Source organism: Bacteroides sp. HMSC067B03 (assembly GCF_001811315.1).
GTDB classification, from domain to species: Bacteria; Bacteroidota; Bacteroidia; order Bacteroidales; family Bacteroidaceae; genus Bacteroides; species Bacteroides faecis.
In genome coordinates this window covers 1-23,405 of sequence record NZ_KV804274.1, presented here as the reverse complement: position 1 = coordinate 23,405, position 23,405 = coordinate 1, and the positions used below count along the sequence as shown (strand labels likewise).

The following is a 23,405-nucleotide window of genomic DNA, read 5'->3' as shown; positions in this document are numbered from 1 at the left end:
ACTTATCATCAATGGTCTGCTGATTACTTTCACTGCCCAATCAAAACGTATATATCTGTCCTGTTGTTCCATATCAGTCTCTTTTTTAAGTTATTGCAAAGCTACGATTTTTCTGATAATGCTAAGAAAAAGATCAAAACAAATCAGGAATGAATGCACAATAAGTCACCGAGAGAAGTATAACATCCAATATACAGGCTATATATGGCCTGCATATTGGATCTATACATGCTGTACGCTGTATCTATATGTCCTGCACGTTGGAACGATATCACCAACAAACAGCCATTCCTGATGCTAGTTGGAGCCAAATTTGTACAGAAATGAAGAATATCACTTCATCAAAAGAACAATTCTATAATCCGAACCAGACTAAATATGGAGGCATCAGACTGCAGGATGGCTTGTGAAAGTTGCCCTGCCGACCCACCTCCCAAAGAGGATGTCACCCTTAATACCCCATAGGGCAGGACACCCTCTTGTTGATTCTCCAATTTCACTAAAAGGACATAAGATAAAGTAAATCACCTTTCTGTTACTTAATATTTCTTACTTTCTGCCTCATTATCCTTACAAATCACTATCTTTGCGCCCACGTAATCTGTTTTTAACGAAAAATCGACGATAGTGCTAATGAAACAGTACAGAACTATAAACAACCTTGTAGGTTGGATTACCTTCATTATTGCGGCAACGGTCTACTGCCTGACGATAGAACCTACTGCCAGTTTTTGGGATTGTCCCGAGTTTATAACTACCGGTTATAAACTGGAAGTAGGACACCCGCCCGGCGCACCCTTCTTTATGTTGGTAGCGAATCTCTTTTCTCAATTCGCCTCCGATGTAACTACCGTAGCGAAGATGGTAAACTACATGAGTGCCCTCATGAGCGGCGCCTGTATCCTGTTCCTTTTCTGGAGCATCACCCACCTGGTTCGCAAACTGGTGATCACCGACGAAAACAATATCACGACAGGCCAGCTTATCACAGTGATGGGTAGCGGACTGGTCGGCGCATTGGTCTATACATTCAGCGATACCTTCTGGTTCTCTGCCGTAGAAGGCGAAGTATATGCTTTCTCCTCCCTGTTCACAGCCGTTGTATTCTGGCTGATTCTGAAATGGGAAGACGTAGCCAATCAGCCCCACAGCGACCGTTGGCTGATTCTGATCGCATATCTGACCGGATTGAGTATCGGTGTCCACCTGCTAAACCTCCTCTGCCTGCCGGCAATCGTACTGGTTTACTACTACAAGAAAACGCCGAACGCCACCGCTAAAGGCTCCTTGCTCGCCCTCCTCGGATCGGGTGTACTCGTTGCTGCCGTGCTTTATGGCATCGTGCCGGGTATCGTAAAAGTGGGCGGCTGGTTCGAACTGCTATTCGTCAACGGACTGGGTATGTCGTTCAACTCAGGCGTAGTGGTATATATCATTCTGCTTGCCGCAATCCTTATCTGGAGTGTGTACGAAAGCTACACCGAAAAGAGCAGACTCCGTATGGCGATCTCCTTCATCCTGACCATTGCCCTGCTGGGTATTCCGTTCTACGGTCATGGAGTGAGCAGTATTCTGATCGGTATTGTAGTTATCGCCTTATTAGGCATTTACCTTGCACCGCAGGTACAGGAAAAGATCAAAGAGAAATGGCGCATTTCTGCCCGTACCATGAATACAGCACTGCTGTGTACGATGATGATCGTGATCGGTTACTCTTCTTATGCACTGATCGTGATCCGTTCTACCGCCAATACTCCGATGGACCAGAACTCTCCAGAAGATATCTTCACGCTGGGCGAATATCTGGGCCGTGAACAATACGGAACCCGTCCCCTTTTCTACGGTCCCGCTTTCTCTTCGAAGGTAGCGCTTGACGTGAAAGACGGATACTGCGTTCCCCGCCAATCACAGACGGGAAGCAAATACGTCCGCAAAGAAAAGACTTCACCGGACGAAAAAGACTCATACATCGAACTTCCGGGACGTATCGAATACGAATACGCTCAGAATATGCTTTTCCCACGTATGTACAGCTCGGCACACTCTTCCCTCTACAAGCAGTGGGTAGACATCAAAGGGCATGACGTACCCTACGACCAATGCGGTGAAATGGTAATGGTCAACGTACCAAACCAATGGGAAAACATCAAATTCTTCTTCTCCTACCAGCTCAACTTCATGTACTGGCGCTACTTCATGTGGAACTTTGCCGGACGACAAAACGATATCCAGAGCAGCGGAGAAATAGAACACGGCAACTGGATCACCGGAATCCCGTTTATCGACAACCTGCTGGTGGGCAATCAGGAACTGCTTCCGCAGGATCTCAAAAACAACAAAGGACACAACGTATTCTACTGCCTGCCTCTGCTGCTCGGCTTGATCGGACTCTTCTGGCAAGCCTACCACAGCCAACGGGGTATCCAGCAGTTCTGGGTCGTATTCTTCCTGTTCTTTATGACAGGCATCGCCATCGTGCTCTACCTCAACCAGACACCTGCACAGCCGCGCGAACGTGACTACGCATATGCTGGCTCGTTCTATGCCTTCGCCATCTGGGTCGGTATGGGAGTCGCGGGTATCATCCGTCTGCTGCAGGATTACTGCAAGATGAAAGAGGTTCCGGCTGCCGCACTCGCATCAGTACTCTGCCTGCTTGTTCCCATTCAAATGGCAGGACAAACGTGGGACGATCACGACCGCAGCGGTCGCTTCGTAGCCCGTGACTTCGGTCAGAACTACCTGATGACATTGCAGGAAGAAGGGAATCCGATCATCTTCACCAACGGTGACAACGATACTTTCCCGTTGTGGTACAATCAGGAAACAGAAGGTTTCCGTACCGACGCACGTACCTGTAACCTCAGTTACTTGCAGACCGACTGGTACATCGACCAGATGAAACGTCCGGCCTACGACTCTCCTTCGCTCCCGATCACTTGGGATCGTGTGGAATACGTGGAGGGACAGAACGAATACATCCCCATCCGTCCGGAAGTAAAAAAGAACATCGACCAAATGTATGCGCAAGCAGACAGCGCGCTCGAAAACGGAAATCCGGAAGTAATGAACGAACTGAAAGAACAGTTCGGAGAAAACCCGTACGAACTGAAGAATATCCTCAAATACTGGGTACGCTCGGATAAGGAAGGATTGCGTGTCATCCCTACTGACAGCATCGTAATGAAGATCGACAAGGAAGCTGTCCGCCGTTCCGGCATGAAAATACCGGAAGCATTGGGCGACTCCATCCCCGAATACATGACTATCTTGCTGAGAGACGCCAACGGCAGCCCGAAACGCGCCCTCTACAAGAGCGAACTGATGATGCTCGAAATGCTTGCCAATGCCAACTGGGAACGTCCTATCTACATGGCCATCACCGTAGGCAGCGAAAACCATCTCGGCATGGACAACCACTTCATGCAGGAAGGACTGGCATACCGCTTCACTCCGTTCGATACGGATAAGCTGAACAGCAAGATCAACAGCGAAAAGATGTACGACAACCTGATGAACAAGTTCAAGTTTGGCGGCATCGAGAAACCGGGCATCTATATCGACGAAAACGTGATGCGTATGTGCTACACACACCGCCGCATCTTCACACAACTTGTAGGACAACTCATCAAGGAAGGCAAGAAGGACAAGGCACTCGCCGCCCTCGACTACGCCGAGAAGATGATTCCGTCATACAACGTACCATACGACTGGGCAAACGGCGCTTTCCAAATGGCGGAAGCCTACTACCAGCTAGGACAAAACGAGAAAGCGAACAAAATCATCGACGAGCTTGCCAACAAGTCTCTCGAATACATGGTCTGGTATCTCAGCCTGACTGATTATCAGCTTTCCATCGCCAGCGAAAACTTCATGTACAACGCAGGATTGCTCGACGCGGAAGTACGCCTGATGGAGAAATACAAATCAGAAGATCTGGCAAAACATTACTCGGAACAACTCGACCAGCTATACAGCGAGTACGTTGCGAGAATGAAAGGGAAATAACTAACGTTGAGGATAAGCATGTATCAGAAGTCTATGCCCATCTCTTAATCGCGAATGACGCGGATAACACGGATTCTACATCAGAAAAAGTCCGCGTTATCCGCGTCATCCGTGTTTAAAAAGTTCTCAACATATTTATAATTAACTATCTATCAACAGCATGTTTATAGAACAACCACCTTGGTTCTTCCGAGCGCTGTATCCACAAGCCATCTTCCGGATGGACCCGAACGAACGGGCAGTCTACCTGACTTTTGACGACGGCCCTATACCGGAAGTTACCCCTTGGGTACTGGAGCTACTGAAGAAACACGATATTAAAGCTACTTTCTTTATGGTAGGTGACAATATCCGCAAACACCCGGACGAATACCGGATGGTGGTAGAACACGGACACCGCATCGGCAACCATACCTTCAACCACATCCGCGGCTTTGAATACTCGAATCCGGATTATCTGGCAAACACCAGAAAAGTAGACGAAATGATCCACTCAGACCTGTTCCGTCCACCACACGGGCACATGGGATTCCGGCAATATTACACCCTTCGCCACCATTACCGTATCATCATGTGGGATCTCGTAACCCGTGATTACAGTAAGCGAATGCGCCCGGAACAGGTACTGAACAACGTAAAACGTTACGTACGCAACGGCTCTATCATCACTTTCCACGACTCCTTGAAATCATGGAACAACGGGAACCTGCAATATGCCCTCCCCCGTGCCATCGAGTTTCTGAAAGCGGAAGGGTATACGTTCAAAGTATTTTAATTACCGATAAGGTTTTCGTTCATATCCATTATGAAAAAGCTCCTCTCCTCAGACCGAATTAAAGCCGAAGCACTACGTCTCGGCTTTTCCGCCTGTGGACTGGCGCCTGCCGAAGCTGTGGATGAAACTGTGGCTACCGCCTTCCGCCAATGGCTGGCGGACGGCTGCCAGGCAGAGATGGCGTATATGCAGAATTATGAGGATAAACGGCTCGATCCGCGCTTGTTGGTGGAAGGGGCACGTACGGTTATCAGCGTTGCGCTTAATTATTATCCGGCAACGAAGATTCCCGAAGGCGAGTATCAGATAGCATGGTACGCATATGGAAAAGATTATCACGATGTCATGAAGGTTAAACTGAAGGAACTTTTCGAGTTTATACAGAAAGAAGTTTCATCCTCCGAAGCTGAGATTACCACACCACCGGTTCAAGGTCGTATATTCTGCGATACAGCTCCTATACTGGAACGTTATTGGGCATGGCGCTCCGGCTTAGGCTGGATAGGAAAGAATACCCAGCTCATCATCCCCCGCTCCGGTTCCTTCTTCTTTTTGGGAGAAATTATCATTGATCTGGAAGCTGACAGCTATGACTCTCCACAGCGCAACCAATGCGGCTCGTGTACACGTTGTCTGGATGCTTGCCCGACAAAAGCATTAGAAGGACCTTTCAGACTCAATTCCGAAAGATGTCTTTCGTATCTTACCATCGAATACCGCGGGGATTTAAAGCCCGAAACGGGCAAAAAAATGGGGAATAAGATATATGGCTGTGACGAGTGTCTGAAAGCTTGTCCCTGGAATCGCTTCGCCCGTCCTTGCAGGACGGCGGAATTTCAACCGTCCCCTTCTTTGTTGAGTATGAGAAAGGACGACTGGCATTCGCTGAGCGAAGAGCAATATAAAAACGTTTTCAAGGGTAGTGCGGTGAAAAGAGCCAAGTATAATGGACTGATGCGTAATATTCAGGCGATTCATTCAAAATCCACACGCAACAATAGCACAAATTAATTTGATCTCTTAGATGCCAGTATTATTTCAAAACCTCATCAAGAGTATTGTAGTTTCTGAACAATATAGAATAGGATAAATAAATAATACTGATTGACAATAAGTTAGTTGGTGTTGCTAAAATACTGGAGGTACGGTTAAACCTTGATTTAGCCAGTGTCCTACACTTTCCATGTAGGCTCTCATGTATGCCGATTAATAGCAATTAGGGCCAATTAAGCAGTAGTAATATCAATTAATTTGTTGTCATTATGCATACGATCAACATTCGGGGTAAACAGAACCCCAAGGATACCAAGATGGTCAAGCTGGAGATGATTTTCTTCAAGACCGGTTACGCCCGTGTTCCCAAGGTATTAAATATTACCGGGCGGCTAAAGGATTGGGACGCACAATCCCAAAGTTTCCGTTCCGGAAGTACCGAGGCTACGGCCAAGAACAAACTTCTGCTCGACCTGAAGACTAAATATCTGCATGTCGCCGACAAGTGGGAAATAGAAGGTCGTAATTGGTCACCGGTTCAATTGTCACATTGCTTTGATGAGATTAAATCCGTCCAGCCGGAAGTCAAGGTCAAGTCAGTTCAGCAGATGATAGATGCTTTGGAACAACGTTTCCGCGAAAAGAGGCGTATAAAGAACGGTCAGGTAGTGGACAGTGTCAGCAATGCCAAACACTATGTTGCCATGAGAAAGGAACTTCAGGCATTCGTCAAAGAAAAATACGGCCGTGCTTTCTCCTCCTATTATTTTTCAGACATTACGGAACGTTTCCTGCTGGACTATGCGTTCTGGATTAAGGAAAAAGGTATCAGGAACGGGAACAAATGCGGCCTTACCAGTAAGCTGCGTCGGTTCCGTGCCGTATGCAACTATGCTTTCAAGGAGGGGATGTATGGTGTAAACATGGATATCTTCCAATGTCTCGGTGACGATATCAAGTGGCCTGAAACCACATCCAAGGCTGTCCCGGACAAGGCAATCTGTAAAATTGCAAACATTGACCGGACATTATTCACCAAAAAGGAACAACTGTATCTTGACTTGTTTCTGTTCAGTTACTATACCGGAGGCATGGCAAACGTCGATGTCTGTAATCTGACATGGGATTTGGTCCAGGAAGACCGTATCGTCTATGAGCGTATCAAATTTCCCAAAACAGCCAAACCGGAATTGCTGAGCAAAGCGAAAGCAATCATGAACAAGTACAAGGGTAAGACATACAAAAACTATGTGTTTCCGGTCTTTAACCAGAAACATGTAACGACAACCCAAAAGACCTATCGTGTACAAGCGATGTCCGGGGCAGTGTCAAGGACCTTGACGAAAGCATGCAAGATGCTGCGCATTAAAGAAAACATCACATGGTATTCCGCCCGTGGCTCTTTCATATCGAAGATGGTAGATGCCGGTAACAATCCGTATGTGGTTGCAGAGATGGCTGGTAACAGCCCATTGACCATCTATAAGCATTACTACAAGAATACAAAGCGGGAAGAAATCAAGCGGCAGATGGAAGAAATGTTCTGACCAGACATATCCATAAAGTTGTAAACACCTTGACAATTTCTCTGATGGATAAATCATACGGTGTAATGGCTATTAAAAGTCATTGATTACCAATGTGATATTTGCAATATTGACAGAATCGCTCTTATTCTCGATTATTTTCATTACCTTTGTGGTCAATAACTTAAATAGAATTTATATGAAAGAATTGGTTTCAAAAATACAGGAAGTATATGCTACATTCTCCACGGATGCGGCACTTCAGATTGAAAAAGGCAACAAGGCCGCAGGTACCCGTGCCCGTAAGACTTCGTTGGAATTGGAAAAACTGATGAAAGAGTTTCGTAAGGTTTCCTTGGAAGAATCCAAAAAATAGTCTTTACACGTCCGGTCGTTATCACATAATGGCCGGTTCTTCTGCAGATGCGGGATAAAAACCATATTGGCAGAACGACATAATAAAATACGGAAAGCGTTAGCTTTTGTCATGCACCGAAATCTGGTAAATTTCACTTATCCGCAGGACAAACAGTTTTCGCCTATGCTTTTGCGTGGGCTTAACTTGTTTGCGGATAGGTTTACCAGAACCTCGGTGCTACGGGTTATGTCCCACGCTTTTTGGTCTTGGTACATTGAATGCTTGACGGGACTCAAGCCAAATACGGAGATATTATGAACGACATGAATCTGATGGATGAACTTTTGAAAATTCCTGCCGATGCAACTGCCGCCACCGTACAAGGCATAGAAATGCTGCTTATCGATGAAAACAAGGCGGGGGCTTTATTGGAGTCGGATCCTAATGACAACACCATCCACGAATGCCTTTTAAGCAACGGCCGTTTCCTGTTCCAATCGGACAATGCCAACCTCGTTGCCCTGTATAAAGTAACAGGAGCATCTGAATAACGCTCCTGTTGCATATAATCACCTTATTTGTCTGATTTCATCCTTCCTGCAAAGGCTTTTGACGGTTTGAATGCCGGGATATTGTGGGCAGGCACTATTATCGTGGTATTCCTGCTTATGTTGCGTGCCGTCTTTTCCGCACGGTGTTTGATGATAAAAGAACCGAAGCCGCGAAGATAAACCTCCTCGCCGTTTATCATGGAAGACTTTACGCTATCCATGAATCTTTCGACAACTTGTAACACGACCTGCTTCTCCAGACCGGTCTGCGTTGCTATTTCCCTGACGATATCCGCTTTTGTCATATCAACTCTTGATTAAATACTGTCAATCCGGTCACAAAGATACATCATTTCCTGAAATATCCTCCTTTTACAAACACATATAATAAACATTAGCCGGCGTCCGTCTCTACTCTTTCGATACAAATAGTATCGAAGTATGAAGCTGACACTCAACCGCAAATTCAAAGGTCAGACCTATACCATAGGCGATCTGTCCATCGACGGCAAATTTTTCTGTAACACCATCGAAGATGCCGTGAGGAAACTTCCGGCAACCTGTCCGGATACTCCTTGCGGCCGTTCATGTACCTGCAAGGGAAAGGTCTATGCCAAGACTGCCATTCCTACCGGGACTTATAAAGTTACCCTTCAGTACAGTCTCAGGTACAAGAAGAAAATGCCATATCTGCATGATGTGCCGCATTTTCTTGGCATCCTGATCCATTCCGGCAATACCGAAGTCGATTCCGCCGGCTGTATCATCGTGGGAAAGAATACGGTCAAGGGAAAAGTTTTGGAATCCCGTGCTACATTCCAAAAACTGTATGCCATACTCGAGTCCGGAAAGGACATAACCATTCAGATTGTATAAATCGAATGGCGGTCAACAAACTCAAACCACCCAGAAACCTACGTATTGAGTTCAAACCGTCCCCGCGGCAGTATGAACTCTGGAAACTGTTGCAACCGAACTATTGTCCTCATTGTGGCGGGGAGATCGAGCAAATCCTTGTCGGCTATGACCAGCAAGGCAACCCGCAATACAGGCCGCAGTGCAGGCATTGCAAGTCGCAGAACCTGCCGCAGCTGATATTGGGAGGCGGAGCGGCCGGCGGCGGAAAATCGTATATCGGCAGCGTTTGGCTGGTGTCTTCATGTATCAGGTTCGAGAATATCCGTGCGGTGGTGGCCCGTAAGACACTCAAGTCGTTGAAGGAATCGACATGGAACACCATCAAGTCGATTCTAAAGGACTGGGGACTGAAAGAGGATACAAACTACAAGATAAACAACCTCGAAGGCACGCTCACAATTTGGAATGACTCGGTTATCATCATGAAAGAGATGGCAGACATTCCCAGCGACCCCAACTTCGAGCGTTTCGGTTCTTCTGAATACACCATCGCCATGGTGGACGAGGTGTCGGAAATCTCGGAACGGGCCGTCGAAGTGCTGTTTTCCCGTCTCCGCTGGAGAACCCATGAGACATTCAAGACCCCGAGAATGCTGCTTACTACCAACCCGACGATTAATTGGGTGCGTTCCCGCTTCGTGCAGGACGAAAACGGAGAAAAAGTCATCTGCCGTGAGGGTGAAGCGTACATCCCATTCTCCGTGTTCGACAATCCGAATATCGCTTTTCGTCAGGTGTACGAGGCGGCCCTGAACAAGATCCGGGATCAGGCGACAAAGGAACGCCTGCTCTATGGCAACTGGGATTTCGTGGAAGCCAACGATATGGCGATTTATAACAGTTTCGACGGCTCCCGGCATCTCGTTACCGGACTGAAAGAAAAAGCATACGATCCGACCAAGCCGCTCATCACGGTATGGGACTTCAATGTTGCCCCCCAAATGTCGGTGCTCTCCGCACAAATAGACTATGAAAACAGGAAGGTCTATATACTGGAAGAGATACTCGGCAAGCCGGAGGAAAAGGAGAACAACACACCTGCGTTGGCACGGAAAGTACGCTTAAAACTTTACCGGGACAAGCATATCGGCGGAGTGGATGTGACCGGTGACCCTTCCGGGTTACAACGCTCCACCACCAACGAGGACGGCATCAACAACTATACCATCATCACGGACACTTTCGGCAGAGGAATCCTGCGACCGAAGGTAAAGCTGTTACGCAAGCAGCCTCCGCAGGCTACACGGTGCGAGTTCGTCAACGAGGTATTCGGGGGCTATGAAGGCTGGGAGATACAAATCGATATCAAATGTCGCAAACTTACCCAGGATCTGATTTACCAGCTTCGTAACGAGGACGGTACCAAGAGCAAACAGAAGACCACCGACCCGAAAACCGGTGTCAAGTATGAACGGTACGGGCACTTGTCCGACTGCCTTGACTACCTGCTCTGTTACTACCTGCGCGACAGCTGGTACAAGTTCAAGAGCGGAGGCGACGGGAACGGGTATGTGGTCTCCACATCGGTAATTCAGGAAGGATTTTCATACTAATAACGGAACAAGGATATGTACAGACGGTTTCTCAATAATGACGACTATCTTGGGATAATTACTCCGGAAGCACTAGCACAACTCACGCGGGGCAATGATGCACGATTCATCCAGGCGGAAGAATCGGCGGAGATGAGCATTGTGGAATATTTGTCGGAGAACTACGAGATTGAAAAGGAACTTGCAAAAGGAAAATATATCGCCGAATACGACCGTCGAATTACCTATCCCGTGGGTGTGCATGTCTATTTCGAGGGACAAATCCATGAGGTGATACGCTCCGTCAGCGGCTATCGCAAGCCGGCAACGGCAATCTATTGGGAAGAGTGTTCCGATATCCACGTCGATGCGGGACAAGTTGTAAATTATTCCCAGTTCAACACCTATTATCCGGGCGATAAAGTAAACTACAACGGTGTTGTCTATATTTGCCTTGCCGAAAACGGGTACAAGTTCGATGATATCCGTATCCCGATGGTCGGCGGTTGGATTGAGACGGAAGTCACGTTATGGCAGCCTGTCGAGTATCCTCTGTGGTCAGTCGTTGAATATGAAGGGGCGTTCTATACTTTGATGACGCTTGACTGTTTCGATTGCAATCTTGACCCTATGGTGTCCGACTGTTGGGGAGCCATAGCCGATTACGATTCATCATACAATGCCTACGAATTGTCGGAACACGAATATGTAGTTTATGACGGACGGGTATTTTACCCGGAAACGGATGTGAACGCGGACACGCCGCAAGTCGGTCTAAACCTATCATTACACGATCCACGAAACTACAACCTCAAGAAGCATATGGTTCGATTGGCTATCTACGAGCTCACGAAACTCATTGCCCCGAATAATGTCAGTGTTGTCCGTATGCGCGATTACGAGGATAGCATGAAATGGCTTAATGATGCCGCCAAATTGCGACTTAATCCACAAATCCCCCGTAAAGTCGATGACACGAAAAAGCCGGTTACCGATTGGCAACTGGCTACTTTCCAAACAGATTATGACCCGTATCGAAACCCGTGGCTAACCTAAATAACAGTAAATACCGCTACCGGATTTGTTGTCGTAGTCTTTACCATGAACAAGAAATGAAATTACTGCTTGTTTGTTAGTTCCGTTTCCACAAGAGCCCCCTGATCGGGTGGCAAGTTCCTTGTAATATACCGCCAAAAGAAGATATAAATTTGGCCTTTTAGAATAATCCAATCTGCTATATTCCTTACTGCCTTTGCGGTATTTAATGATCTCAAGACATTGAATAATTACTTACTTGTTTTTGTGCCCGTTGGATTTAGGTTTGAATAAGGCATGAAGTCTTATCACGCACACCAACAATGTTTCATAATCAACATGAAAGTAGAGGCGTTCATCTTTCAGACTACATTGAAAGTGAATCCGATAGCGGTATGAAACGGTTCTCCCTACAGGACGGGCAGATGAGCAACTGCATGCTCTCTGCCCGTTTTCTATGGTACAAGGCAATTATAATAAAGCCATTTTTATTTTTCCCTGAAAAAAGTGTCGGTTATTTCATTGCAGAACAAAACATTTTTCTAATTTTGTATTTGAAGAAGTATTCACTCTAATAAACTGATATGTATGACAATGGATACATTGTAAAATGTCGCTCGATTTTAACAAATGATATTTGTTTGAGCGAAGCTTCGCATAAAGCGGACGTTTTTCTTGTGTGCATTAGTTACCTTACATATTCCCTTAAAAAGTGTATTGATAATTTGGCAGTGTGGAAAATTCGTGTAAACACACACACACACACACACACACACACACACACAATTATCGCGCGTCAATATATAATAAAACATTTAATTTACAATGGATTACCGGAATTAATTATCCGGGGTTATCCTTGTCTTACGACAAAAGTTCCTATAAATACTCATCCTCTGCCATATTGTCTCAAAAAAGGCAGGATATTTTTATGGTCCGACGGTACTGGGGAGCGTTCTCTGCGCCCGAATATCGTCGGTTTTTTGTTTCCACCCATAACAGTCTGAAATCTCTTTTAGTGTTTAAGTATCTATGATTGGAATATATGGAAATAAACAAACCATGCTTGAATCCCAGAAAAAAGAACTTTTCTCCGCAGGTATTACCTATATGGTAAGTGGCGAATATGCCTTTGCCTTCTCCTGTTTCACGCAGGCAGGAAAGTCTGACCTGCCGACACTTTACAACAAGGCGTTATGCTGCTACTACCTTTCTCTGTATAATGACTGCCGTTCCCTGCTGTTGGAAGCGGAGAGGCTGCTGCCACCGTTAACGGAACGTCTGCCGGAAAACCTGCCGGAAGCCGTCCTCCGCTGGGAATACGAAAAAAGCCCTGCCGGTTGTCCCATGCCGGAGGATGCTCCCGAGAACCTCGCCGCCGTACAACTGTTGAGACTGAAAGCGAAAGTGTCGGCCAGACTGCACCTGCACACGGAGGTGCGGACTATCCACGCCCGTTTGGGTAATAAATATCAACATATTGAAGAACTGATAAAAAACATACAACCATGAAATACAGTGACATATACAGGCTTTACTCGACAAGCCAGCCGGAAGATGTAATTCATCAGGGGCTCCGGGAAGTGCCCGTCGATGACAGCGACGAACAGTACGAAGGCCGTTCACCGTTGCATCTTGCCTGCCAGTATGGAGACGCGGAGGGGGTCAGGATCCTTCTTGAACGTGATGCCGAACCCAATGCGAAGGATGCAAACGGTTCCACCCCGATTCATATTCTCGGCAGGGCCAGTGTCGGTCGTGCAGATGAAGAGAAACTGAAAGAAATAGCCGTCATGCTTATGGAACATGGAGCGAATATACCGCGTTCGGCCAAGAATACGACGGCCCTTATCGAGTGCGTAAGGAACCGTCATTTCAAGATGGCGGAAGCGATCATGGATTCCGGAGCACGCGTCAACTCAACCGACCTTAACGGTGAGAACGTGCTTTTCGGCCTTTGTGCAGCATCCGGCGACATCAAAAGGGATATCCGGTTCGCTAAAAAGGAACTGGATGATGCCGTACAATACCGTTACCCCGAAAACAAGATAGAGGAAATCAGGAGCAGGATTGCAAGGCTGGAGGGAGACGACGAAACCGCCTACCGGCTTGCCCGAAGGCTTGTTGAAGAAGACAAGGCCGATCCGGAAGACAAGTCAAACAGTGGAAAGACAGCTTGGGATGCCGCCATAGAGAACAAGGCGATGAAGATCGCGGCCTTCCTTTCCGGAAGCGACCCCGATGTTGACGAACTTTCGGCCCTGCACGGCAACATGGACATATTCCAAGCCATGTACATGAAGGATATGGGGGCACTGGATGCCATTCTGCGTTCGAGTGCAGACCTGCAGACGGTATGCGAGCACAGGGATATGTATGACTTTGAGGGCAAGTCGCCCCTCGCTTGCGCATTCAGCTGGTTTGACAGCATACAGGATGCTCCGGCCATGATTCTGAACGGCGGAGCTGATCCGAACTACCGATTCCCGAATGAAGAGACGGCTTTTTCGGCATGGGTGAGCAAGGACTATTTCTGCAAGGATACCGAGGTTTACAAGGGGCTGCTTGACCTGATGAAGGAAAAAGGTTGGAATCCCGAGCTGCCTGTTGACGCGGAAGGCAACACGGCACTTGCCCTTTCCTGCCGCCATACCGGCTACAGGCTGGGCAAAACGGCATTCGGTTGGCTGCTCAAGGGAAAGGCAGACCCGAACACCGCCAATCTCTCCGGCCAGACTCCCATGATGATTCTCTTCGGCGGTCATAAGGCGAACGAAAAATATGTGCCTTATGGCTGGTCAGCCGGTTCTGACGACCCCACGGAAATCCTCGAAAAGCTTCTCGAAGCCGGAGCGGACGTGGACAAGACGGACAACCGTGGAAACACCCTCCTGCATTATGTGGCGGCATGTTGCCGTGACAGCATGGCACAGAAAACGATTGAACTCCTGCTGGATTTCAAGCTGCCTGACGTGAATGCCGTAAACAATGAAGGCAAAACGGCCATGGACGTGGCGGCAGACTACAACAATGACAATCTCGTAAGACTATTATTGAAATATTCTTAAACAAAGATATATGGACAACAACCAGACATTTCTCAATGCTTGCCGAAACGGGCAGAAAAGCATTGTCCAGATATTCCTGAAAAAGGGAGGAATTGACATCAACAAAAGGGATCAGGAAGGAAACACTGCTCTTTATTATGCCTGTCAGAAAGGTTACAGGGACATAGTGGCTCTGCTTCTTGACAACGATGCCGACGCGTCATGTATCAACAACCGTTCCGAAAGCCCGCTCCACGCGGCGGCACGGAGCGGCAACAAGGAAATCCTCGGGAAGCTGCTCCAGAAGGGGGCCGACATCAACGTGACGGACAATGAAGGACGTACCCCGCTGATATGCCTGCTTGACAACAAGCGTACAGATGCCGCCCTTTTCCTGATGGATCAGGGAGCCGATACGGAGGTCGCCGATGCCTTCGGCCACAAGGCCATCGACTATGCCACAGCCCACGGGCTGCGGGAAGTGGTCGCCCGGCTCTCGTGCGGGAATGACCGGGATGCACGCGGCAACACCCCGCTTCATCAGGCCGTGTATAACGGACAGGGTGAAATTGTCCGCACGCTGCTCCTGTCAGACAAGTCCATGCTTGACTCGACGAATGACGGCGGAGAGACTCCGCTGATACTCGCCTGTATGCAGGGGAATCTTGTCATGGTCAACCTTCTTCTCGAGGCCGGAGCCGATCCCGGCAAGGCTATGCTGAGCGGCAATGCCCCGATACATTACGCGGCCATTTCAGGGAACCGCTTTATAGGCGAGGCTCTGCTGAAAGCCAAAGCCTCGGTTGACGCACAGAATAACAACGGGGAAACCCCGCTTATTCTTGCAGCCAAGGAGGGCCACAACGATTTTGTGTCCGTCCTGCTTGAATTTCACGCGAATGTTAGCATCTCAGACAACCTCCAGCACACGGCCTTGTACTATGCAGGAGAGCGCGGCTTCAACGAAATCGTGGAAAAACTTCTTGAAAACGGAGCGGAATAAACAGGTAAGATATTCATTAACAAATTTAATATTAGAAAGATATGGCAGAAGAAACCAAGAAGACACCTCAGACACCCGAGGAAATCGCAAGAGAAGCACAGGCTCAGGCCATGAAAGCAGCACTGGAACAGGCGCAAGCCTTGTATGGCAATATACCCGGATTTGAAGGAACCGACCTGATGAAGATGCATGAAAAGCTGATGCAGGACTCGGCCGAGATGTTCCCGGGAGTTGCACAGGCACAGGCATACCAGGCAAAGATGATGGCAGAATCCGCCCAGGATCCCGAGGCGATAATGGAGACCTACAGCAAAAACATTGAGTTCGCAGGGAACATGATGCAGCAGGCAATGAATGCCGGATTCATGCCGGAAGGTTTACCGGATTTCTCAAACGGTTTTGATATATATGCAGATTGGGAAATCACCCGCAAGGGTGACAACAGCCTGACACCTGAACAGAACAGACTTCTGGCTTATGGAGCGCCTCTGTTCCTGTACAATGATGACAACGTGGACTCCCTTGAAAGTACAGCAGGTACGGACACCCTTAAGGAAATGCTTGAGGAATGGTGGGAAGTTACTGACAGGAAGAGTGCCGTTGAAACCATATCATGGTTGCTGAACGAAGGCCAGCACGCCGGTGCGGATCCGGCTTTGGCCGAAATCCGCCAGCGTGGAATCGAGGCTATCACCGAGGAAGAAAAGGCGGATGAGGACAACAAGCTCGGCGATGCGTTCACGATAGCTGAATTTGTAATGGGGGTAAATGAAACGACGGAAAAGGAACTGCCGGAAACCGTGCTGGCTTGGGACCTTGTACGTGCAGTGAACATGGCCCGCTGGGCTTTCATCTGTGGCTACATCAATGAAGATGAAATGTGGGAAGCCATCAGAGCCACTGCCGGCATAGCCAAGGAATCCTTCAGTTCATGGGAAGAATACGGCAACAGCTTTGCCGTGGGACGCGGAATATGGAGAGGCGAAACAGATGACTACGAGACTGCTGATGAAGTCGTGGGAGCGCTTCTCAATAAAGAAGATTCCCCTTGGAAGGCAATCGAATGGTAGAATCCGAAAAAAATAGAATCAACAATATCTTAAAAGTTTTACGATTATGGCACTTTTCAAAAATGCAGCAACAGAATGGGAGAAAACCATGACAGAGAATGATCTTGATCAAATGGAAGCACAAGGTCTTGACGTAAGTAAATACAGGGAGAAACTGGCCGCACGGCGTGCGAAAGAGGCGGAAGAGGCGAAACGGGACAAAGAACTGTACAAAAACCTGACAAATCTCGATAAGCTGAAGCCGTATATGCAGACTCCACGCAGTGTGGAAACCGAGTTTTTCAAAAAGGTCGCTGGCAAAACACCCTGGTTCGGAAAAAGTAAATGGTTGAGGAAATTCACGGAAGGAAGAATTGTTTACGCAGGAATAATCAGTGCGCCGTCCGAGGCGTGGAAAGGAGTAAAACATGAGGATGACTCTTTTTACGGTATCGGTATTCATGCATTGGATAAGGAACACATATATGATGTTGAATGGTTGCAGAGGATGATGGAAAAGCTGCGTAACATGTGCGAAGGAAAACAATCGGTGGCTCCCGGATGTGAAGGTGTAGTCAGTCTTGCCAAAGAAGAAGACTGCTGGTCAACTGTGAAACTGAGCGGAGAAATTGTAGAAGGTGCCGATGTGGAAATAAAGAAACTTGTCCTTTATTACAAGGAGCTTCCCAAGGGTTATCTTCCTTCAGACGGCATCGTCCCTCACTTCTACTGGGAAGGGACAATCAGGGTCATACCGGCTGAATTGTATGTCTAAATCCGTCTGAACTATGACTATAGCCGTTATATGCATTATCGTGATACTGCTCATAATCATTTTATGGGCAGTATTCACCAATAACAGCCTTATTGCGAAGAAGAACCGGGTCAAGCAGTGCAGGAGCGGTATCTGTGTCGTTCTCAAGCAGAGGAATGACCTGATCCCCAATCTTGTCGCTTCCGTAAAGGCATATATGGGGCACGAGAACGAGATTCTCACCCGCATTGCCGATTTGCGGTCAAGGGCTTCGAACGCTACAGAGTCCGAACAGATAAAAAACGGTACAGAAATGTCCTCACTTCTGTCAAGACTGAATGTGGCGGTGGAAGACTACCCGGAGCTGAAGGCAAACCAGCAGTTCCTTCATCTTCAGGTCCAGATTGAGGACATGGAGAATGAGCTGCAGGCAATCCGGCGCACCTACAATGCTGCTGCAACCGATTACAACAATTACATTGAAATGTTTCCGTCGTCGATAATCGCATCCTGGCGCAAGCATGAGCAACAGGAACTGATAGAGTTCCCGGAAAGTGAGATCAAGGAAGTGAAAGTGGGAGAATTATTCAAGTAAAGCATGGAAGAAAGTCAGAATATAGATTTCAAGGGCATTTCCCTTCACATGAAGAAAGAGATGACCCGCATCAGGATGCTCCGGATCGTGTTCCGCATCCTGACCTCCATTGTCTATCTGTGTACCGTCGTGTGGTTCGGTTTCTGTATCTTCGGCGGGTTCCTTGTGGACCGTACCGATTATGAGACTTCCGTCACCACGGGAAAATACCTCATGATAGGCTTTGCCGTATTTTTCGTATTGCATTTCGCATTCATGAAATGTTTTGCCGCACTGAACAAGAGAGAAACCTACACGATGGCCCACATCATCTACCTGCTGTTCCCGGGAGCAAGGTACAACCCTTCCGGTTCCATACAGCCGAAAGTCTTTGCGGACAGCCGCCTGTTTGGAACGGCATTGTCATCGGGCAATTCGGTAAGTTCGACCTGTTACGGCCGTCTTGACATTCCCGTCGGAAATGGCATGATGACTGTCGTGGATACCGGTGTGACTTCAGCCAATTCGAAGGATTTCTCGGCATTCAATTTTCTTGAAGTGCCGTACCAGTATTTCATCCGTCCGATTTTCGGTGCCCGCATAGAAAGTACGATGCACAGCTTCAGAGGGATGTTCGGATGTTGCCGTCTGAACCGCACTTTCAGGGGCTACGTGATGCTGCTGCCGGACCATCTGGAAAACAAGATCGGTTATCTTGCACAGACCGTTCAGGGGATGAAAGACAAATACGGGGCGAAGTTCCTGCATCTGGAGGATCCGGAGTTCGAGAAGTACTTTGCCGTATATGCGGATGACGAGGTGGAAGCCCGTATGGTACTTACGCCGGCGATGATGCGGAAGCTGACCGCCCTGCGGAAATCCTTCAGCCGTGACCTGATGCTCTCTTTCAACGGGAATATGTTCTACTACGCATCCGATACTCCGGACGGATTTCTCCGTCCCGGCAGGAAATCGCTGGATGACGAACATCTGCTGGAACAACTGTACAGGGAGGTGAACTTCTGTCTCACTGTAGAAAATGAAATCAAATAATCAACAATATATCGAAAACGAATAAAAAGAATTACAACATGATCGAACTTAAAAATCTGTCAGCCATCCTTGAAGGAGGTGCTGTTCCGGCCGGTTATAACGAGAAAGCAATCGGCAAATTGTCCAAAACATACCTCAAGTTGGAAAACCGCAAGGTGGTAAACCTGTATCCCATCAGAACCGTGATGCACGAAGACAGCCGCTATTGCCTGTACGCCTGCCCGTTGAAAGGTACTGAAATTGACGAGGCTACCCTTCAGAGCATCAAGGCCGAAGTGGATACGTTGGAAATCGGTGAAATCCGTTATGATTCAGTAGAGTCACTCGGTTATACCTATAACATTGTTGATCCTGATACCGGCAGGCACATATTGACAAACGGCCAAGAAATGAATTCTGTAATGGAGATAAGCGACCATTATGATGGTGTCCTCCTTTTCACAAAAGCTGTTCTGTCGTCAAGGAAGGCTAATCAACTTGATTGTGCCTATGCCATGGTCGGTATTGAAAATCAGCCTAATCAATTCAAGGTAGAGGCCATTCCCAACAATGTGATAGGTCAAGCCCCTACAATTCTGGAATTTGAAGGCCCGCAGGAATCGCCTGCTGTCGAAAAATACAAGTCGGCCATGACGGTTCTGTCCATAATCATCACCGCGGTTCTGCTTATCTGGTACTTTTTCATAAAATAATATCACAGAACGAAAACTTCACTAATATTTGAATATGACTACATTCAATTATTCATCCAAATCGTCCATCAAGGACAATCTGACTGAAATCCTTATCGGTGCAGCACTGATAATAATACCGATAGTTTATCCTTTCGGTATAAAAATCGGGACAGCCCGTATTCTCGGGCCGCTGCCTACAGCGATCATCCTTGCCCTTGTCGGACTGTATATGCTGTTCAGAGCCTGGCGGAAGATACATAAGGCCCGCAAGTTGGCTGCCAAAAGCTGTATCATCACGGTTGACGGCGATAAGGTGACATACCCGGTCATCGTGAAAGGAAATGTAGAGATGCATTCTTTTACATTGTCGGAAATATCCAGTTCAAACTACAATTATGACGAAGGTATTCTGACAATTGTTCTCACAAACGGTTCTACGGTGAAATTTGACGTTGACTTTTTTGACGGACTGCCACAGCTCAAGGAATTTGCGGCGCTCCTGAAAAAATAAACCGATGAGATATGGAATGGTTGGATAAAATAAAGGATTTTCCTAATCTGATACAGCAGGAACCCCGCTACGGCTATCTGGTCGTGGCGGGCCTGCTTCTTATATGGCTTGTCGGTGTCATCTGCGGCTGGAAGTGGACATATTCCCGTCCGGGCAGTACAGGAGGCAACTTCTGGATGAATCTGCTCGGTCCGAAAACTTTCCGGTTCTGGCTGGGAGTGATTCTTGCCGTCGGGATAGGACTATCTCTGTACCTGTTCTCTATTTCCGGCAAATAGCTGAGTGCTCTTTCCCGGATGCCACCTGTAAACTTAAAAAGTGATTGAGTATGAAAACAATTCCAATTATAACCTTCTTCCTGTGCACGGTGATGTATGCCCATGCACAGCTTAACATCGTTCCCAAGAACGATGGACTGAAAGAGTACACGGTGACAAATGCCCACCCCTATGACAGCCTGACGAACGTGGAGAAGCGGAGTTTCACTTCCCTTCCGGGACAGACCCTGTACATGCATGGGGTAAAAAATGACAGGAACGGCTACTGGGATGCTTTCTACACGGTCAATTTCCTTACCGGGGATGACCGGACGGTGTACAAGGCGGTCAACATCAGTACCACCCCTGCTAAAGAGGTGGTGGGGAAATATTACGAGGTAGTGAAGGGCTGGACAAAGACAGACTACCTGTCGGCTGGATGCTGCCTGCTGCTCCGTGAAAAAGAAAGCGGTGATGAGATGTATTACAACCCATTCAGGTATCCGCTGAGCATGACCTGTATAGGGTATTATGAGAAACTGAAACGCTTTGTCGGACAGACATTCCTGTCACTTGCCAAGGCCGTCGAGACCGAGGATGGTCAGGTAATCACCCCGGCTGAAGGTGTGGAGTACCGTTGTGTGGACATCGGCCTGAAGATGAACAGTGACGGGGCGTTTCTGCTGATGGAAGGTGCTGACGGTGTCCGTGTGGAAGCATTTCCTATAGGCGGTGACGAGGTGTACGAGTTTGTAAGTACGGCACGTATCGGCCAGCTGGAAAAACGGTACGGCGAGAAATATGGGAAGCTGATTGCCTTCCGCAAGGTCGATACCGGCATGACGAGGGAAATGGTCATCGCCGCGTGGGGCGAACCATACCACAAATCGGAAGTCAAGAAGGAAGGCAGGACTCTGGAGACATTGCGCTTTTCCGACAACCGCTATGTTGAACTGCTTGACGGGGAAGTACAGTATGTGCGCATCTATTGAACGGAGCGCAACCTTTATCTGTAAAGTCACAGACAGGGCCTGCATTTATCGTATATTAACAGATGAAAGTACCAAGGAATCAGGGTAAAATACCTATCTTGCGCAAGAATCTTCAATAATTGACGACTCAAAAAGAAAGAACTATATGGAAAAGGATAATATCAAAGGATGCTTTGTCTCGTCCGTGTTGCTTTCACAAAATCAATGGGACAAGAAACAGTTCATCCATGACTTCGAGGAAGACTGGGGAATCGTCCTTACCGATGACGACGACAACGGTGACGTACTTGTCGGAATGTTCAGCGGCATGACATTGGCAATAGCCATCATGCCCGGTCCCGTACCCAACGGAGAAGCGGAACACTATGCACAGGGCAACTACCTGTGGAAAGATGCAACAGAAGTGGCACGACAACACGAGGCACATATCCTCGTATCCGTGACCGGAGACCAATCCAACCTGCTGGAGAGAGCCAAACTGTTCACCAGAGCCACGTCTTCCTGCCTGAAACAGTCCTACGCTACAGCGGTATATACCGACGGCATGGTATTCCAACCCGAATTTTACAGGGATATGGCCGCACTCCTGCAAGAAGATGAACTGCCCGTCATGGACTGGGTATGGTTCGGCATCTACCGCACACAGAAAGGAATCCCCGGCATCTATACCTACGGACTGAGAAAATTCGGGAAAGAGGAAATCGAAGTGTATGCCCCTGCCGATCTGAGTGACATCCGTGATTTCCTAATGGACATCGTGCATTATATCCTGTCGGATGATGTCACCTTGCAGGACGGGGAAACCATAGGATTCTCCGAAGAACAGAAACTTGCCATCACGCTTAGCGAAGGCATCGCTTTGGACGGCATGACATTGAAACTTGAATATCCGGACGAATGAGAAAGGCAAAGGGAAACATAAGAAAAATGCTTGCGGCCATCGTTCTCACGCTGCTGTGCGGGTCTGCCTTCGCACAGCGGATCGTGGAATCCGGTGACTTGCGAATCATTACAGACGAACAGCGTGGGACAGCCGTCCATTACCTGAAGGACGGGAAACGGCCGTTATCGGGCGAGTACCGTATTCTGCGGGGACAGAACGAGGAAAGCGTGCATTTCTCCAAGGGGGTGATGCAGGGCGAGTACAGGCGTTTCCGCAACGGCAGCCTACGGGAAAAGGGCAAGTATACCGACGGCAGACGGCATGGTCTGTTCGTTTCCTATCATCAGGACGGAAAGATACCGCAACGGGAAGCACCCATGCAGTACGGGAAGATAGACGGTACGGTAAGGACATGGTTCAGCGACGGGAAGCCGGACATGGTGCAGGAATATAGGCAGGGCAAGCGGAACGGCAAGGAACAACGCTTTGACCCGAAAAGCGGCAAGCAGATCTACGAGGCAAACTATACTGACGACCGGAAAGAGGGAAAACAATGGGAAATCAGCGAGGATATCACTGAGGGATGGGTCAGCAAAACCGTCAGCCACTATAAGAACGGCGAACTGGACGGCCCCTACGAATACACGGCCCACCTACATGGCAAGCTGTACGCCTACAAATCCGGCTCGTACAAGAACGGCTACAAGCACGGTTCGTGGAAAGAAATCGACCGGGACGATATCGCAGTCCAAGGCGAATACACCGAGGGACGCGAGACGGGACACTGGATACGATATGATATCATAAGCGGAGAAATCCTGAACGAGTGGGACCGGTAAAATTTAAAAAACATGGAAATATATACCCCAAAACCCAAAATCAAACTTTCTCCGGTGATAAGAAACGGGAGAG

The 23,405-nt window shown here is 48.0% G+C and carries 23 protein-coding genes; 22 read left to right on the top strand and 1 reads right to left on the bottom strand.

What is annotated here, in order from left to right; translation table 11 throughout:
• The first annotated feature begins 633 nt into the window (after window positions 1-633).
• The 6 genes from HMPREF2794_RS02775 to HMPREF2794_RS02750 all read left to right on the top strand — a co-directional run bounded on the left by HMPREF2794_RS02775 (window position 634) and on the right by HMPREF2794_RS02750 (window position 8,211).
• On the top strand, window positions 634-4,008 hold the full coding sequence (locus HMPREF2794_RS02775) for a protein O-mannosyl-transferase family (protein ID WP_055269489.1): 3,375 nt from the start codon (window positions 634-636) through the stop codon (window positions 4,006-4,008).
• Window positions 4,009-4,168: 160 nt separating this feature from the next.
• On the top strand, window positions 4,169-4,783 hold the full coding sequence (locus HMPREF2794_RS02770) for a polysaccharide deacetylase family protein (RefSeq protein ID WP_010535692.1): 615 nt from the start codon (window positions 4,169-4,171) through the stop codon (window positions 4,781-4,783).
• Between the two features lie 30 nt (window positions 4,784-4,813).
• Window positions 4,814-5,794, top strand: coding sequence for a tRNA epoxyqueuosine(34) reductase QueG (queG, locus tag HMPREF2794_RS02765; RefSeq protein ID WP_055269488.1), 981 nt, complete (start codon window positions 4,814-4,816; stop codon window positions 5,792-5,794).
• 251 nt (window positions 5,795-6,045) lie between these two features.
• Window positions 6,046-7,323: a phage integrase SAM-like domain-containing protein gene (locus HMPREF2794_RS02760; protein ID WP_070750842.1), complete on the top strand. Its 1,278-nt coding sequence runs from the start codon at window positions 6,046-6,048 to the stop codon at window positions 7,321-7,323.
• A gap of 178 nt (window positions 7,324-7,501) precedes the next feature.
• Window positions 7,502-7,678 carry a histone H1 gene (locus tag HMPREF2794_RS02755; RefSeq protein ID WP_004293509.1) on the top strand — a complete coding sequence of 59 codons (177 nt, stop codon included), beginning with the start codon at window positions 7,502-7,504 and terminating at the stop codon, window positions 7,676-7,678.
• Window positions 7,679-7,974: 296 nt separating this feature from the next.
• Complete coding sequence (locus HMPREF2794_RS02750; protein ID WP_008860755.1) at window positions 7,975-8,211, top strand: hypothetical protein; 237 nt, start codon at window positions 7,975-7,977, stop codon at window positions 8,209-8,211.
• Between the two features lie 23 nt (window positions 8,212-8,234).
• On the opposite strand, the gene HMPREF2794_RS02745 is transcribed toward HMPREF2794_RS02750, so the two are convergent.
• Window positions 8,235-8,516, bottom strand: a complete 282-nt coding sequence (locus HMPREF2794_RS02745; RefSeq protein ID WP_070750840.1) for an HU family DNA-binding protein — start codon at window positions 8,514-8,516, stop codon at window positions 8,235-8,237.
• 136 nt (window positions 8,517-8,652) lie between these two features.
• On the opposite strand from HMPREF2794_RS02745, the gene HMPREF2794_RS02740 reads away from it, so the two are divergent.
• From HMPREF2794_RS02740 to HMPREF2794_RS02660, 16 genes are all read left to right on the top strand, one after another.
• Window positions 8,653-9,087, top strand: a complete 435-nt coding sequence (locus HMPREF2794_RS02740; RefSeq protein ID WP_070750837.1) for a DUF5675 family protein — start codon at window positions 8,653-8,655, stop codon at window positions 9,085-9,087.
• A gap of 5 nt (window positions 9,088-9,092) precedes the next feature.
• Window positions 9,093-10,682: a phage terminase large subunit gene (locus HMPREF2794_RS02735; RefSeq protein ID WP_070750835.1), complete on the top strand. Its 1,590-nt coding sequence runs from the start codon at window positions 9,093-9,095 to the stop codon at window positions 10,680-10,682.
• Between the two features lie 15 nt (window positions 10,683-10,697).
• The gene (locus HMPREF2794_RS02730; RefSeq protein ID WP_070750833.1) at window positions 10,698-11,717 is read left to right on the top strand and encodes a hypothetical protein; all 1,020 of its coding nucleotides are present in this window, start codon (window positions 10,698-10,700) and stop codon (window positions 11,715-11,717) included.
• 1,011 nt (window positions 11,718-12,728) lie between these two features.
• Window positions 12,729-13,208, top strand: coding sequence for a hypothetical protein (locus HMPREF2794_RS02720; protein WP_246839581.1), 480 nt, complete (start codon window positions 12,729-12,731; stop codon window positions 13,206-13,208).
• A complete protein-coding gene (locus HMPREF2794_RS02715) occupies window positions 13,205-14,764 on the top strand; it encodes an ankyrin repeat domain-containing protein (protein ID WP_070750831.1) in 1,560 nt (519 codons plus the stop codon). The genes HMPREF2794_RS02720 and HMPREF2794_RS02715 overlap by 4 nt, the downstream gene beginning before the upstream one ends.
• A 10-nt stretch (window positions 14,765-14,774) precedes the next feature.
• Window positions 14,775-15,746 carry an ankyrin repeat domain-containing protein gene (locus HMPREF2794_RS02710; RefSeq protein ID WP_070750829.1) on the top strand — a complete coding sequence of 324 codons (972 nt, stop codon included), beginning with the start codon at window positions 14,775-14,777 and terminating at the stop codon, window positions 15,744-15,746.
• Between the two features lie 41 nt (window positions 15,747-15,787).
• Window positions 15,788-16,816 carry a DUF1266 domain-containing protein gene (locus HMPREF2794_RS02705; RefSeq protein WP_070750827.1) on the top strand — a complete coding sequence of 343 codons (1,029 nt, stop codon included), beginning with the start codon at window positions 15,788-15,790 and terminating at the stop codon, window positions 16,814-16,816.
• Between the two features lie 46 nt (window positions 16,817-16,862).
• Window positions 16,863-17,570: a hypothetical protein gene (locus HMPREF2794_RS02700; RefSeq protein ID WP_070750825.1), complete on the top strand. Its 708-nt coding sequence runs from the start codon at window positions 16,863-16,865 to the stop codon at window positions 17,568-17,570.
• A gap of 13 nt (window positions 17,571-17,583) precedes the next feature.
• On the top strand, window positions 17,584-18,144 hold the full coding sequence (locus tag HMPREF2794_RS02695) for a LemA family protein (protein ID WP_070750823.1): 561 nt from the start codon (window positions 17,584-17,586) through the stop codon (window positions 18,142-18,144).
• 3 nt (window positions 18,145-18,147) lie between these two features.
• Complete coding sequence (locus HMPREF2794_RS02690; RefSeq protein WP_070750821.1) at window positions 18,148-19,176, top strand: DUF3137 domain-containing protein; 1,029 nt, start codon at window positions 18,148-18,150, stop codon at window positions 19,174-19,176.
• A gap of 38 nt (window positions 19,177-19,214) precedes the next feature.
• Window positions 19,215-19,868, top strand: a complete 654-nt coding sequence (locus tag HMPREF2794_RS02685; RefSeq protein WP_070750819.1) for a hypothetical protein — start codon at window positions 19,215-19,217, stop codon at window positions 19,866-19,868.
• A 34-nt stretch (window positions 19,869-19,902) separates the two neighbouring features.
• Complete coding sequence (locus tag HMPREF2794_RS02680; RefSeq protein WP_070750817.1) at window positions 19,903-20,361, top strand: hypothetical protein; 459 nt, start codon at window positions 19,903-19,905, stop codon at window positions 20,359-20,361.
• A gap of 11 nt (window positions 20,362-20,372) precedes the next feature.
• Window positions 20,373-20,639 carry an immunity 17 family protein gene (locus HMPREF2794_RS02675; RefSeq protein ID WP_004328542.1) on the top strand — a complete coding sequence of 89 codons (267 nt, stop codon included), beginning with the start codon at window positions 20,373-20,375 and terminating at the stop codon, window positions 20,637-20,639.
• A gap of 50 nt (window positions 20,640-20,689) precedes the next feature.
• Window positions 20,690-21,610, top strand: a complete 921-nt coding sequence (locus HMPREF2794_RS02670) for a hypothetical protein (protein ID WP_070750815.1) — start codon at window positions 20,690-20,692, stop codon at window positions 21,608-21,610.
• 145 nt (window positions 21,611-21,755) lie between these two features.
• Entirely contained in the window at window positions 21,756-22,511 is a 756-nt protein-coding gene (locus tag HMPREF2794_RS02665) for a DUF4261 domain-containing protein (protein ID WP_004328540.1), read from the top strand.
• A 98-nt stretch (window positions 22,512-22,609) separates the two neighbouring features.
• Window positions 22,610-23,332 (top strand): toxin-antitoxin system YwqK family antitoxin, encoded by a 723-nt coding sequence (locus HMPREF2794_RS02660; RefSeq protein WP_246839580.1) that lies wholly within the window; start codon window positions 22,610-22,612, stop codon window positions 23,330-23,332.
• The last annotated feature ends 73 nt before the right edge of the window (window positions 23,333-23,405 follow it).